This is a genomic window from uncultured Sphingomonas sp. (assembly GCF_946477935.1).
In the GTDB taxonomy this organism is placed as follows: domain Bacteria; phylum Pseudomonadota; class Alphaproteobacteria; order Sphingomonadales; family Sphingomonadaceae; genus Sphingomonas.
In genome coordinates, this window is the sequence record NZ_CAMLAC010000100.1 from 1 (window position 1) to 12,677 (window position 12,677).

Below are 12,677 nucleotides of genomic sequence, written 5' to 3' on the forward strand. Positions count from 1 at the left end.
GTGCCGCATGGCCCGACAGAGGCAGCGCGGGCCGCCGGGGGTGGGTCGGGGCCGCCGCCGTGCGCGTTTCGGAAGGTAGCCTTGGCGGCCCGCGCTGCCTCTGTCGGGCCATGCGGCACGGGGCAGCCGATCGCCCCGTCGCCCCATCCTACGCTGTTTGCGGTCCGGCCCAATCGTCAGCACGGCGGTCATACCTCTGCCCCCGGAACACTCCTTCCGATATCTCCGTGCGCCGAAATTCCCGATCGAAAGCATACAGCTACCGATTATCTGTCAGGGACCAACATCATGCAGGAAGGGGTCGCCATGCCCGTGAGGCATCAGTCTTTGCCCATTCGCCTCTCCGATCTGCACGGCGACGCGCGACTGGCGGCGCTGCACGCCCGCGCCGCGCGTGCAACGGCGGAATGGCAGCGGCGCGAGGCGCGTGCGCGCCAGTTCGGCATCTTTGCCCGGCTGCTCCCGCCCGGCTGGTAGCCGCCTACCCGTCCCGCCCCGGCAGCGGGATGGCGGTGCTGCACTTGATCTCCTCCATCGCGAACGCCGCGCTGACATCGGTCAGCCGCACCCGCTCGATCAACCGCTTGTACGCCCGGTCATAGGCCTGGATGTCCGCCACCCGTATCTTGATCAGGTAATCGGTCTCGCCCGCCATCCGGTAGAACTCGACCACTTCCGGCAGATCGCGAACCACGGCGGAAAACTCCGCCAGCCACGCCGCCGAGTGTTCCGCCGTGCGCACGCTGACGAACACGGTCATGCCCGCATCCAGCTTGGCCGGGTCCAGCAGCGCGACGCGCGCCCGGATATAACCTTCATCCTCCAGCCGCCTGATTCGCCGCCAGCAGGCATTGTGCGACAGGTGTACCCGGCTGGCGACCTCCGCCACCGACAGCGTCGCGTCACGCTGCGCTTCATCCAGGATAGCGAAGTCGATTTTGTCCAGATTGCCGGCCATGACGGTAAATCTATCCCAAGCATCAGCATTCAGCCAGTGAAGTTTGGGAGGTTTTTGCAACGCGATTGAAGTACAGTCCGGCACATGCTGATGCCCCTCACCGCGCTGCCCCCCTCCTGCCCGCTGGCTGAAACGCTGGGCGTCATTGCCACCGAACGTGCCGATGATCGCGGCTTTGTCGATGCCGCACTCGCCATCATCGATCGCGATCGCCGCCGCTGCCCGGAAACGCCGCTGCTCACGCTGCATCTCCCCGCCACACCGGGCATCGATCTGTATCTCAAGGACGAGTCCGCCCACCCCACGGGCAGCCTCAAGCATCGCCTCGCCCGCTCGCTCTTTATCGCGGGCCTGGTGGCGGGCGTCATCCGGCGCGGCACCCCGCTGGTCGAGGCGTCGTCGGGCTCGACCGCGGTGTCGGAGGCATATTTCGCCCGTTTGCTGGGTCTTCCCTTTCATGCGGTGATGCCGGTCGGCACCTCGGCCACGAAGGTCCGTGCGATCGAGGCGCAGGGCGGGATCTGCCATCTCGTCCCGCCCCATGCGCTGTATGCCGAGGCTGCGGCACTCGCCGACGCGCAGGGCGGCGTCTATCTCGATCAGTTCACCAACGCCGCGCGGGCGACCGACTGGCGCTGCGACAATATCGGCTCGGCCATCCTGCAGCAGATGGCGGGCGAGCCCCATCCCCTTCCCGCCTGGATCGTCGCGGGTGCCGGCACCGGCGGCACCGCCGCCACCATCGGCCGCCACCTGCGCTACCGGGGTCTCGCCACCCGGCTCTGCGTCGCCGATGTCGAACACAGCGCCTTTTTCGAGGGGTATCGCGACGCCGATCCGCACGCCACCGCCGACCGCCCGTCGCGGATCGAAGGGGTCGGCCGCCCCCGCGTCGAACCCTCCTTCCTGCCCGGCACCGTCGACCGGATGATGAAGCTGCCCGATGCCGTCTCCATCGCGGGCATGCGGGTCGCGGGCGATCTGCTCGGCCGCCGCGTCGGCCCTTCCACCGGCCTTAACGTCGTCGCCGCCGCCCTTCTCGCCACCCAGATGCACGCCGCCGGGCAAGCGGGTTCGATCGCGACCATCCTGTGCGATGCCGGCGATCGCTACGTCGAATGCCATCAGGATCCCGACTGGCTCGAGCGACAGGGCCTTGCCTCCGCGGTCGAGACTGCCGAAATGACGCTGCGTACCGCCCTGTTGCGGCGACCCTGAGGAGCGTTCATGTACCCCAATCCCCTGCTCGCCGACCACGACCTGCCCGATTTCGCCGCGATCCGCCCCGAACATCTCGTACCCGCCGTCAACACGCTGATCGAACAGGGCCGCGCCGCCGCCGATGCGATCGCAAGCTCCAACATCCGTGATTTCGATGGCGTCGTGCTTGCCAGCGAGCGGGCAGGCTTCGCACTCGCGCGCGGCTGGTCGCCGGCCGGGCATCTCCATGCGGTCGCCGACACCCCCGAATACCGCGCCGCCTATGCCAAGGCACAGGCGATGCTGGCCGAATACGGGATGGAGGCCGCGCAGGATGCCCGCCTGCACGCCGCCTATGCGCTCGTCGATACGACCGGCCAGTCTCCCGCGGCCGAGCGCGCGGTCGAACTGGCGCTGCGCGATTTCCGTCTGGCCGGCGTCGCGCTGGAGGACGAGGCCAAAGCCCGGTATCGCCAGATCGGCGTCGAGTTGAACCAGTTGGCCACCGAGTTCAGCAACGCCGTACTGGACGCGACCGAAGCGTGGAGCGAACACGTCACCGACGAGGCCCTGCTGGATGGCCTGCCGGACACCGCCAAGGCGATCCTCGCCGGCTATGCCGCCGAAAAGCAACTGGACGGCTGGCTCGTCACCCTGCGCGAACCCAGCGTGCAGGCGGTGCTGACCCATGCGCGCAACCGCGATCTGCGCGCCCGCCTGTACCGCGCCTATGCCACCCGCGCCTCTGACGAAGCGGAGGACAGCAGCTTCGACAACGGCCCGCGGATCGAACGGATCATGGCGCTGCGTCATGAGGCCGCACAACTGCTCGGCTTCTCCGATGCCGCGGCGCGTTCGGTGGAAACCAAGATGACGCAATCGGCGGACGAGGCGCTCGCCTTTCTCGCCGATCTTGCCCGCCGTGCCCGCCCGCTCGCCGAAGCCGAACTGGCCGAGGCGCGCGGTTTCGCTGCCGAGCGGTTCGGTATCGCCGAACTGATGCCATGGGACACCGGGTTCGTCGCCGAGGCGCTGCGCCGTGAACGCTACGGTGTCGACCGGGAGGCGATCCGCGCCTATTTCCCGCTGCCCCGCGTTATGGAGGGCACCCGCGCACTGATCCGCCGCCTGTTCGATGTGGAGCTTGTAGAGCGCGTCGACGTATCGACCTGGCACGCCGATGTCCGTTTCTACGATGTGATCGACGCCACGGGTGCGGTCGTCGCCGGGGTCTATCTCGATCTCCATGCCCGCGCCGGCAAGCGCGGCGGCGCCTGGATGGACGTGTGCCGCCCCCGCTTCCGCGACGCCGACCGGTTCCATCGCCCGGTCGCCTATCTCACCTGCAACTTCCCGCCCGCTACCGCCGATGGCCCGGCCCTGCTCGCGCATGGCGACGTGGTGACGCTGCTCCATGAATTCGGCCACGTCCTCCATCATCTGCTGACCGAGGTCGATCTGCCCTCGATCGGCGGCATTGCCGGCGTCGAATGGGATGCGGTGGAACTCCCCAGCCAGTTCATGGAGAATTTTGCCTGGGACCGTGCGACCCTGGCCGAACTGTCCGGCCATGTCGCCACCGGCGAACCGCTGCCCGACGCCATGTTCGCGCAGATGCTCGCCGCACGCCGTTTCCAGGCCGGTCTGTTCCTGCTGCGCCAGGTCGAATTCGCCACTTTCGACCTGCGCCTCCACCGCGATTATGATCCGGCGTCGGGCGCGCGCGTCATGGAGGTGCTGAACGCGGTTCGATCGGAGGTGGCGGTGATCGTGCCACCCGCCTGGAACCGCTTCCCGCACGGCTTCTCGCACATCTTTGCGGGCGGTTATGCGGCTGGCTATTACAGCTATCTCTGGGCCGAGCTGTTGTCGGCGGACGCCTTTGCCGCTTTCGCCGAAGAGGGGCAGCCCGCCGGCGAACGCTTCCGCCGCGAAGTGCTCGCACGCGGCGCCAGCCGCAGTGCCAGCGACAACTTCCAGGCGTTCCGGGGCCGCGCGCCGGAGCCGGATGCGCTGCTCCGCCACCACGGGCTCGCCGCCTGAACACGGGCGTTCGGGGCAGGCCGCCGCGCCTGCCCCGGATCGCTCAGGCTCCTACGCCCAGCAGCGGCCCCGTACCGTTGAAGCGCCCGGCCTGATAATCACGGATCGCGTCGGAAATCTCCTCACGCGTTGTCATCACGAACGGCCCGTGCGCCACCACCGGCTCGTCGATCGGATCGGCATGACCGAACAACAGCACCGCACCGTCCGCACTGCTGACCACGATCACGTCGCCATCATCGGCAAAGGTCGCCAACCGCCAGGGCGCTACCGGGTTGCCACCGACGTCGACCGATCCCGCCACGGTGTAGAACAGCACGCTGCGCCCCCTTGGCGCCGGCAGCGTGATCGCCGCGCCCGGCGCCAGCCGCACCACTGCCAGCATCACGCCCGTCAGCGACCGGATCGGCCCCTCGGCCGCCCCGAACGCGCCTGATACCAGTTCCACATGCCCGCCCGCTTCTGCCAGCACCGGAATGGCCTCCGCCTGCAGCCCGGTGTAGCGCGGGGCCGTCATCTTCAGCCGTGACGGCAGGTTTACCCAAAGCTGCAGGATTTCCAGCGCCCCGCCATCGCGCTTGAAGTCGGGTGGTGACACTTCGGCATGGATCAGTCCGGATCCCGCCGTCATCCACTGCACCCCGCCCGCCGCGATCACGCTCTGGTGCCCGCCGGTGTCGTGATGCGCCAGGCTGCCCGACAGGATGAAGGTCACCGTCTCGAACCCGCGATGCGGATGCGGCCCGAACGGCAGGCCGGCATTGTTCGGGCCGTACACCTGCGGTCCGTGATGGTTGAGAAACAGGAAGGGATCGACCTGCGCCAACCCCGGTCCCGGCACCGGCCGCCGCGTGACCAGGTCGCCGATATCGTCGCGCATGGCGGCATGGGTGGTGGTCAGCGATCGGGGTCGGGTCATCTGCGGGAACTCCTTGGCGGAAACGCTACTGCGCTGCCGATCGTGCCGCGCGCAAGTCCTCCGCCCGCGCCTCGGCCGCATCGCGCACCATGCACCAGCGCGCGTGTTCATCCTCTGCATCCGCCAACGCCCGGTGGCGCGGCGGGCCTTTGCGACGCACCTCGACGAGTGTCAGCACGTCCTCCACCGCCTGGTCGAGTGCCGGCGGTTCCAGCAGCGGGGCTAGGATGGCACGGGCAGTGTCCCCTTGCGCCTCCTCGGTATCGCGCAGGCGCAGCGTATGCCGCGGCAGCCCGGCGGCGCGCAGCAACCCGCTCAACCATTTGCCATCCCAGGACGGGGCGCTTGCCAGCAGGTCATGCCCGGCCAGCACCGCTACCATCCGCTGCGCGACGACCTCGTGCGCCGTACCTTCGGCCGCAAGCATCGAGCGGGAAATATGGTGGATCGCCTCCGCCTCGCTATCCCAGTCGTCCCAGCCGGGGGCGGGCCGGATCAGATGCGCCTCGCTGTCACCATCCTCAAACACCCAGCCCACCTCGATCGGATAGCCGTGTTTGCCGAGCGAGGATGCCTCGAAATCCAGAAACACCAACATGGCAGGCCCAACGCATCGCACAGCGATTTGGAGCCCGCCATCCGGCGCCGCATCAGGCCGCGGCCGCAACCTCCGCGATAACCAGCCCGGTATTCGCACCGCGCGCGGTACGCCCGGCGTTGATGCTGTCCACCATCAGCTCATACTGATCGGCCGAGTAGCCCGCCGCCAGGAAGCGGCGCACTTCATGCGGCGCCACCGTATAGCCATGGTGCCAGCTCAGCACCGCCATCCGGCGCAGCGCCTCCAGTTTCGGGTCCGCCAGCCGCGGATTGTGCCGCTCACCGAACAGCGCGCCCATCGCCATCGCCAGCCGGCCGGGGGACCGCAGCGTCGCGATCCGGTCCTTCTGCGCCAGCGCCACCACCTGCCACTCCAGCGCCGACAGGCTCGCCGCACGCGGTGCCGGTGTCGGCTCCGCGACCGGCCGTGTCACCGCGGCCCGTGCCATTGCCGGGCCACCCAGTTCGGAAAAGCCGAGATATGCCATGCCCATCACTCCCTGCACATGGCCGGCCGCACCCGCCGGGCCGCAGCCCGGCGGCGTCCGTCACGCCAGCCGTTGATCGAAATCCCAAGGTGATCGGCTGCATTGCGCTGCGACCACCTTCTATACCAGCCGGTATATAAGCGGCTGGCCGGACCGTCAACGGCTTTCTGTACCGCGCGGTATTTTTGTTGGAAAGGGCACGCGCGTCAGGCCGCGCCGATGCCCAGCTTCCGCTCCATCTCCTCCAGCGGCACCCCCTTGGTCTCGGGGAAATAGACCAGCACCACGACGAATTGCAGCGCCATCATCGCGGCGAAGAACAGGAAGGGCAGGCTCGCCGACATCGCCGCCACCACCGGGAAACCCGCGGCGATCACCGCGTCCAGCCCCCAATGCGTCGAGGCCCCAACCGCACTGCCGCGCCCGCGCACGCCGGTCGGAAACACCTCGCTGATATAGACCCAGATGACCGCGCCCGTGCTCGGCGCAAAGAAGGCGATGAAGCCGATCAGCGCCCACAGCACCAGATGCGCCGGCAACATCCCGCCCATCGCCAGCCCCGCCACGCTCAGGCACGCCGCCATTCCCGCCGACCCGATCAGCAGCAGCGTCCGCCGCCCCAGCCGGTCGATCAGCAACATGCCCACCACCGTGAACAGTGCATTGACCAGCCCGATGATCACCGCCTGCATATCCGCCGACAGCGATCCTCCCGCCGCTGCAAAGATATCGTTCAGATAATAGAGCAGCGCGTTGATGCCCGACAGTTGGTTGAACCCGGCGACCAGGATCGCGAGCATGATCGGCTTGGAATGGCGCCGCCACGACAGGCGCTCGCCTGCCGGCTGCGCGGTCGCCGCCTGCTCGATCGCGCCGATCTCGCGGTCCACCTGCGCCGGGGTCATCCCGATCCGCCCCAGCGCCTCGCGCGCCTCAGGCGTGGCGCCGCGCCCGACCAGCCAGCGGGGGCTGTTGGGGATGCGCAGGAGCAGCAGCAGGAAGACGATCGCCGGCCCTGCGCTCACCCCGAACTTCCATCGCCAGTCGCTCAGCCCCAGTTCCATCGATGCGATGATCGCGTTCGACACATAGGCCAGCAGGATGCCCAGGATGATGTTGAACTGGAACGCCGCGACCAGCCCGCCGCGCTTGCTGGGCGGGGCCATCTCCGAGATATAAACGGGCGCCAGCACCGAAGAGCCCCCGACCGCCAGTCCCGCGATCACCCGGAACAGCACCAGCGATCCCCAGTCCCAGGCAAGCCCACAGCCAAGCCCGCCGACCACATAGAAGACCGCCAGCACGCGCAGTGTGTTGCGGCTGCCGAACCTGTCGCCCGGAATCCCCGCCGTCAGCGCACCGACCAGCGTCCCCCACAGAGCCGCCGACACCGTGATTCCCAGCCAGAAGGGGTCGAGATGGAACGTCCGCACCATCGCCTCGGTCGTGCCCGAGATCACTGCGGTGTCGAACCCGAACAGCAGGCCGGCCAACGCGGCGGTGGCGATACAGGCGATCAGTCCGGGGTTCAGCAACGATGGTTCATCGGCCGAACCGCCGGTCGTTGGCGCCACCTGCATGCACTTATACTCCTGCTTCCACGCGCGTCCCGCCCGTGCGTCGCAGGCTTTTCTAGTGGCGGATCAACGGCTCGGCCAGAGCGCCAAGCTGGTTTCGACCAGACGGTCGAGCGCCTCGCGCGGTGCACCCGATCCGGCCTGCACCGCCATGCCCTGCAGGATCGCATACAGATGGCTGGTCAATCCTTCCGGATCGATATGCGACGGCAGGTCGCCGTCCTCGCGCGCGCGCTCGAACCGTTCCAGCAGCATGCGATGCGACGAGGCCCGCCGCGCCACCACCGCCTCGCGGATCGACTCCGCCTCTGCGCCGCAGGCAACGCTGCTGATCACGCCCAGACAGCCATGCGGCTCATCACACCGGGTCTGCGCGTCCACTGCCCCGCGCAGCAGCGCTTCCGCCACGCCGCGCGCCGTCGGCTGGTCCAGCGCGGCACGGACATAGGCCATCTTCTCGGCTTCATACAGGTCCAGCGCCTTGTGAAACAACGCTTCCTTGTTGCCGAACGCGGCATACAGGCTGGGCTTGGTAATCCCCATCGCAGCCGTCAGGTCGGCCAGCGACGCCCCGTCATAGCCCTTGCTCCAGAACACGCGCAGCGCCTTGGCCAGGGCGGCATCGACGCAGAATTCGCGCGGCCGGCCCTTCAGTACGGTGCAGTCCGCCACGTCGGTCACAGTTTCCATAACGAGCGGTATATAAGTCTGCCCGGCGCCAAGTCCACCCATCGGCTTTTTTACCGCGGGCGGGGGAACGCCGCGCACCCCGTTCGTTCCTGTCGCGACTGCAAACGAAAACGGAGATCGGCATGAGCCTCGCATCGGCACTCGGACTGGGTGGCAAGAAGGTCCGCTACGCCATGGTCGGCCTGGGCGACATTACCCAGTCGGCGATGCTGCCCGGCGTCAAGCATACCGGCAATTCGGAGGTGACCGCGCTCGTCTCCAGCGACGCGGAAAAGCTCGCCAAGGTCGGCGACGCGTACGGCGTGGAGGGACGCTATCGCTACGACCAGTTCGATGCGCTGATCGCGTCGGGCACGATCGACGCGATCTATATCGGCACCCCGAATTGGCGCCATGCAGAATTTGCCGTCCCCGCACTGAACGCCGGGATCCATGTTCTGTGCGAAAAGCCGCTGGAGGTCTCCGCCGAACAGGCCCGCGCGATCCTGGCGGCGGAGAAGGCAGGCAAGGCGAAGTTGATGACCGCCTACCGCCTCCATTTCGAGCCCGCGACGCTGGACGCCATCCGCCGCATCCGCGCCGGCGAGCTGGGTGACGTGCTCGCCTTCACCTCCTGTTTCGGCCAGATGCTCGACCCCGCCAACCATCGCGCCCACCACGGCATCGAGGCAGGTCCGCTGTTCGACATGGGCGCCTATCCGATCAACGCGATCCGCTATCTGTTCGGGGCCGAGCCGGTCGAGGTCGTCTCCGCGGTCGGCACCCGCCATCCGGAGGCGGGTTTCGGCGATCTGGACGACACGATCACCGTCACGCTGCGCCTGCCCGGCGACCGCTTCGCGCAGTTCGTCGTCAGCTATTATCTGAACGGCGTCGAGACGCTGACCATCGCCGGGACCAAGGGATCGATCACCCTCAACCCTGCCTACACCTTCGGCAAGTCGCTCGAGCAGATCCGCACGATCGGTCAGGACACCACGCACGAGGTGTTCAAGGCGACCGACCAGTTCGGCGGCGAGATGAAGTATTTCTCCGACTGCATCCTGGAAGACCGTACACCTGAGCCCGATGGCGAGGAGGGTCTGGCCGACATTCTGGTGATCGAGGCGATCGTGAAGGCGCTGAAATCCGGCGGTTCCGTCGCCGTCGAACCCCTCGCCCGCAGCCGCCGCGTCGATCCCGACGCGCAGGAGCAGCGTCTGTCCCCCGTCTCGCCCCCGAAGACGGTCAACGCCGACAGCCCGACGCGCTGACCGGCACGCATCCGGCGCCGCCCCTGCGCGGCGCCGGCCTTGCTCCTATATGGCATGTGTAAAAGGAGCGAATGATGACCGGCGAGCCGCGGACGAAGAATGCCACCCTGTACCGCATGGTCATGCCGCAGCACATATGCCCCTTCGGTATCAAGGCGCTCGACCTGCTCCGCCGCAGGGGCTTCGCCGTCGAGGATCGCTGGCTGACCACCCGCGCCGAGCAGGACGCGTTCAAGGCCGAACATGACGTGAAGACGACGCCGCAGGTCTTCATCGATGGCCGGCGGATCGGCGGCTATGACGATCTGCGCCGCCATTTCGGCCTGAAGGTCCGTGATCCCAAGGCGACCAGCTACACCCCCGTCATCGCCGTCTTCGCGGTCGCCGCCCTGATCGCGCTTGCGATCAACGCGCTGACCGGTACGCCGCTGATCGGATTGACCGGTGCCGGCCGGTTCATCGCGGTGTCGATGATGCTTCTCGCCATGCTGAAGCTTCAGGATATCGAGCGGTTCGCGACCATGTTCATCGGCTACGACCTGCTCGCACGCCGCTATCTGCCCTATGCCCATGCCTATCCGTTTCTGGAACTGGGCGCGGGCGCGCTGATGCTCGCCGGGTTGCTGCCGGTCGTCTCGATCCCCGTTGCCCTCGTGATCGGCGGCATCGGCGCCGTCTCGGTATTCCAGGCGGTCTATGTCGAGCGCCGCGAACTCAAATGTGCCTGTGTCGGCGGCAGCGGCAACGTGCCGCTGGGCTTCGTGTCGCTCACCGAAAACGTCATGATGGTGGCGATGGCGCTGGGGATGACGCTGGCATATTTGGGCGTTCCTTCCATGAATTGAACGGCTTGTCCGGCCGGCCTGTTCGATCCGCCCCGGCCGTAATATAGCCGCCGCGATACCGCCGGAATTTTGGAGGAACGGATGCTCGCAATGCTGGCCCATGCCGCGGCGCTCGCGGCCGCGCAGGCGGCGGCGCCTGCGCCCTGCCCCACGTCGCCCGCGCCGTTGCCCGCCATGCTGTCCGGCTGGCGACAGAGCGCGCCGGTCGCGGCCGCACAAAACACCCGTGGCGTGTCACGCGCCATGCTCCCGATCGGGACGTCGGTGCGCGCAGCGCTGCATCCGTTTGCCGAACTCGCCTTCACCGTGCCGCCACCGCCAAAAGCATCTTCGCCGGCCGCGCAGGGCGGGCTGTTCGCCTTCTCCATCACCCGCCCCGGCCGCTACCGCGTCGCGCTCGACGCCCCCGCCTGGGTGGATGTCGTCGCTGCCGGCCGCGCCGCCACCGCGGTTGCGCACGGCCATGGCCCGGCCTGCTCGGGCATCCGCAAGATGGTGGATTTCGATCTGCGCGCCGGCCGCTATCTCCTGCAGGTCGCCGGGCACGAAGGGTCCAGCCTCACCCTGATGGTCACGCCCACGGCCTGACCGCGGGCAACTCGTCCCTGGTCAGATAGCGCGTCGACCGGTAATAGTCGCGCAGCAGTGCGGGCGGGTTCTGCGCCGGATCGGTCAGCCAGCGCGTGTGCCACGTCATGAACCACAGCCAATCGGCCTGTGGCCCCAGCGTCGCCGGGTCCGGCACCGGGCCGTTTTCGTGCAGGCAGATCGGCACGGTTGTGCCGACGATCGCCTTCACCTGTCCGAACATTGGCGCCAGATTGCCATGATCGTCGGCATAGATGTCCGCCCCCGCCACATCGACACAGTCGCGTCCCGGATAATAGGCGGCATCCACAATCTGCCCGGCCCAGCCCAGCACCCAGATCAGATTGTCCAGCTTCCGCTCGCTGGTGAAATACCGGAACATCAGCCGCCACAGCGCCTTGAACGCATCCGGCCCATGCTGCCCCCACCAGAACCAGGTGCCGCTGAACTCATGGAACGGCCGCCACAGCACCGGCACACGCGCATCGCGCAACTGCGTCAGCAGATCGGCGACACCCGCCATCTGGGCCATCATCGCCTTGTTCTGCGGCGTGCCCGCGATCAGCGCCTGGCCGACATCGAACGCCTTTTTCGAGTTGTCATATCCCGTGCCGATATCGGGCGCCCCCCAATGCCAGCAGATCGTCACGATCCCACCTGCCTTGTGCCAGGCCAGCGCGCGCGCATTGGTCGCCGCCTGATCCTCCGGGTCCATATAATCGAACCCCAGCAGCGCCGGCGCCTTGCCGGTCACGCGTCGGATATGGTTCAGTTCCAGCCCCGCCCCGGCCGATTTGAAGTTCTGCTCCTGCTGTCCGGTCAGCGTCTTCTGGCCATAGATCGACCATAGCCAGCCATAGAGCGCCCGTGCCTCGCTCGAGGCCGCCGGGTTGCTCAGCGACCGGCCCGGCGCCTGCGCCAAGACCTGCCCGCCCGTCAGGCCAAGCGCTGCCGCCCCCACCAACGCTGCGCGCCGGCTCATCCCGTTCCGTTCGAGCCCATCCTCTCTAAGCATTGTCATGGTCTTCCTGTGCCGAGACGCTATGCTTGCCGCATCCAGGCAATAAAGCAAATTGTCTTATTTGGGAGATCATGATGCGGACGATGATGTTGGCGGTTGGGCTGGTCTTTGTCGCGGCATCCGCACCGGCGCAGGCACCATCGCTGACCATCATCCGAACGGACGATAGCGCCGCGACCTTGCGCGCCCTGCCGATGCAGGTCGGCGGTCGAACAGTGCAGGACGGCGCCGAGTTGCTCCGCCAATGGCCCGGCACCTATTTCGAGAGCGTCTTTCGCGGCCCCGCCATCGCCTTCGCCGTCGGCAAGGGTCGTGTCCATCTCACCGCACGCGTCGATGACGGCGCGCCCACGTCGCTGGTCGAGCCCCGGCCCGGCCTCTACCGCATCACCGGGCTGACCCCGGGCGAGCACCGATTGCGCATCGACGTGGTCAGCGAAAGCCAGGCGGAGCCGACCGCCTTTGGCGGCATCTTCGCGCCGGACGGTACCATCG

13 protein-coding genes and 1 pseudogene are annotated in these 12,677 nt (G+C 67.7%); 7 read left to right on the forward strand and 7 right to left on the reverse strand.

Annotated features, from left to right (window positions below):
- Positions 1-306 precede the first annotated feature (306 nt).
- Positions 307-477 (forward strand): hypothetical protein, encoded by a 171-nt coding sequence (locus Q0U08_RS11605; protein WP_298091570.1) that lies wholly within the window; start codon positions 307-309, stop codon positions 475-477.
- Between the two features lie 4 nt (positions 478-481).
- Here Q0U08_RS11605 and Q0U08_RS11610 read toward each other — a convergent pair whose 3' ends face one another.
- Positions 482-958, reverse strand: a complete 477-nt coding sequence (locus Q0U08_RS11610; protein ID WP_298091571.1) for an Lrp/AsnC family transcriptional regulator — start codon at positions 956-958, stop codon at positions 482-484.
- Positions 959-1,042: 84 nt separating this feature from the next.
- Between Q0U08_RS11610 and Q0U08_RS11615 the strand changes: the two genes are divergently transcribed.
- Both Q0U08_RS11615 and Q0U08_RS11620 read left to right on the forward strand, forming a co-directional pair.
- Positions 1,043-2,176: a PLP-dependent cysteine synthase family protein gene (locus Q0U08_RS11615; protein ID WP_298091572.1), complete on the forward strand. Its 1,134-nt coding sequence runs from the start codon at positions 1,043-1,045 to the stop codon at positions 2,174-2,176.
- Between the two features lie 9 nt (positions 2,177-2,185).
- Positions 2,186-4,201 carry a M3 family metallopeptidase gene (locus Q0U08_RS11620; RefSeq protein ID WP_298091573.1) on the forward strand — a complete coding sequence of 672 codons (2,016 nt, stop codon included), beginning with the start codon at positions 2,186-2,188 and terminating at the stop codon, positions 4,199-4,201.
- Positions 4,202-4,244: 43 nt separating this feature from the next.
- On the opposite strand, the gene Q0U08_RS11625 is transcribed toward Q0U08_RS11620, so the two are convergent.
- The 5 genes from Q0U08_RS11625 to Q0U08_RS11645 all read right to left on the reverse strand — a co-directional run bounded on the left by Q0U08_RS11625 (position 4,245) and on the right by Q0U08_RS11645 (position 8,475).
- Entirely contained in the window at positions 4,245-5,120 is an 876-nt protein-coding gene (locus Q0U08_RS11625) for a pirin family protein (protein ID WP_298091574.1), read from the reverse strand.
- 25 nt (positions 5,121-5,145) lie between these two features.
- Complete coding sequence (locus Q0U08_RS11630) at positions 5,146-5,718, reverse strand: transcriptional regulator (RefSeq protein ID WP_298091575.1); 573 nt, start codon at positions 5,716-5,718, stop codon at positions 5,146-5,148.
- Between the two features lie 52 nt (positions 5,719-5,770).
- The gene (locus tag Q0U08_RS11635) at positions 5,771-6,208 is read right to left on the reverse strand and encodes a hypothetical protein (protein WP_298091576.1); all 438 of its coding nucleotides are present in this window, start codon (positions 6,206-6,208) and stop codon (positions 5,771-5,773) included.
- A gap of 206 nt (positions 6,209-6,414) precedes the next feature.
- Entirely contained in the window at positions 6,415-7,788 is a 1,374-nt protein-coding gene (locus Q0U08_RS11640) for a sugar porter family MFS transporter (protein WP_298091577.1), read from the reverse strand.
- A 63-nt stretch (positions 7,789-7,851) separates the two neighbouring features.
- On the reverse strand, positions 7,852-8,475 hold the full coding sequence (locus Q0U08_RS11645; RefSeq protein WP_298091578.1) for a TetR/AcrR family transcriptional regulator: 624 nt from the start codon (positions 8,473-8,475) through the stop codon (positions 7,852-7,854).
- A gap of 122 nt (positions 8,476-8,597) precedes the next feature.
- Here Q0U08_RS11645 and Q0U08_RS11650 point away from each other — a divergent pair, with 122 nt between their 5' ends.
- From Q0U08_RS11650 to Q0U08_RS11660, 3 genes are all read left to right on the forward strand, one after another.
- Positions 8,598-9,728, forward strand: a complete 1,131-nt coding sequence (locus Q0U08_RS11650; protein ID WP_298091579.1) for a Gfo/Idh/MocA family oxidoreductase — start codon at positions 8,598-8,600, stop codon at positions 9,726-9,728.
- A gap of 74 nt (positions 9,729-9,802) precedes the next feature.
- On the forward strand, positions 9,803-10,573 hold the full coding sequence (locus Q0U08_RS11655) for a glutaredoxin (protein WP_298091580.1): 771 nt from the start codon (positions 9,803-9,805) through the stop codon (positions 10,571-10,573).
- 81 nt (positions 10,574-10,654) lie between these two features.
- Positions 10,655-11,161, forward strand: a complete 507-nt coding sequence (locus Q0U08_RS11660; protein WP_298091581.1) for a homogentisate 1,2-dioxygenase — start codon at positions 10,655-10,657, stop codon at positions 11,159-11,161.
- On the opposite strand, the gene Q0U08_RS11665 is transcribed toward Q0U08_RS11660, so the two are convergent.
- Positions 11,145-12,143 carry a glycosyl hydrolase gene (locus Q0U08_RS11665; RefSeq protein WP_298091582.1) on the reverse strand — a complete coding sequence of 333 codons (999 nt, stop codon included), beginning with the start codon at positions 12,141-12,143 and terminating at the stop codon, positions 11,145-11,147. The genes Q0U08_RS11660 and Q0U08_RS11665 overlap by 17 nt on opposite strands.
- A 113-nt stretch (positions 12,144-12,256) precedes the next feature.
- On the opposite strand from Q0U08_RS11665, the pseudogene Q0U08_RS11670 reads away from it, so the two are divergent.
- Positions 12,257-12,677 (forward strand): annotated as a pseudogene (locus Q0U08_RS11670) (GDSL family lipase); the annotation flags it as partial.

Bases quoted from the DNA above. Each gene is read 5' to 3' on its own strand.
- Q0U08_RS11605 (WP_298091570.1), top strand. From the start codon at position 307: ATGCCCGTGAGGCATCAGTCTTTGCCCATTCGCCTCTCCGATCTGCAC.
- Q0U08_RS11650 (WP_298091579.1), top strand. From the start codon at position 8,598: ATGAGCCTCGCATCGGCACTCGGACTGGGTGGCAAGAAGGTCCGCTAC.
- Q0U08_RS11630 (WP_298091575.1), bottom strand. From the start codon at position 5,718: ATGTTGGTGTTTCTGGATTTCGAGGCATCCTCGCTCGGCAAACACGGC.
- Q0U08_RS11660 (WP_298091581.1), top strand. From the start codon at position 10,655: ATGCTCGCAATGCTGGCCCATGCCGCGGCGCTCGCGGCCGCGCAGGCG.
- Q0U08_RS11610 (WP_298091571.1), bottom strand. From the start codon at position 958: ATGGCCGGCAATCTGGACAAAATCGACTTCGCTATCCTGGATGAAGCG.
- Q0U08_RS11615 (WP_298091572.1), top strand. From the start codon at position 1,043: ATGCTGATGCCCCTCACCGCGCTGCCCCCCTCCTGCCCGCTGGCTGAA.
- Q0U08_RS11620 (WP_298091573.1), top strand. From the start codon at position 2,186: ATGTACCCCAATCCCCTGCTCGCCGACCACGACCTGCCCGATTTCGCC.
- Q0U08_RS11665 (WP_298091582.1), bottom strand. From the start codon at position 12,143: ATGAGCCGGCGCGCAGCGTTGGTGGGGGCGGCAGCGCTTGGCCTGACG.
- Q0U08_RS11645 (WP_298091578.1), bottom strand. From the start codon at position 8,475: ATGGAAACTGTGACCGACGTGGCGGACTGCACCGTACTGAAGGGCCGG.
- Q0U08_RS11635 (WP_298091576.1), bottom strand. From the start codon at position 6,208: ATGGCATATCTCGGCTTTTCCGAACTGGGTGGCCCGGCAATGGCACGG.
- Q0U08_RS11625 (WP_298091574.1), bottom strand. From the start codon at position 5,120: ATGACCCGACCCCGATCGCTGACCACCACCCATGCCGCCATGCGCGAC.
- Q0U08_RS11640 (WP_298091577.1), bottom strand. From the start codon at position 7,788: ATGCAGGTGGCGCCAACGACCGGCGGTTCGGCCGATGAACCATCGTTG.
- Q0U08_RS11655 (WP_298091580.1), top strand. From the start codon at position 9,803: ATGACCGGCGAGCCGCGGACGAAGAATGCCACCCTGTACCGCATGGTC.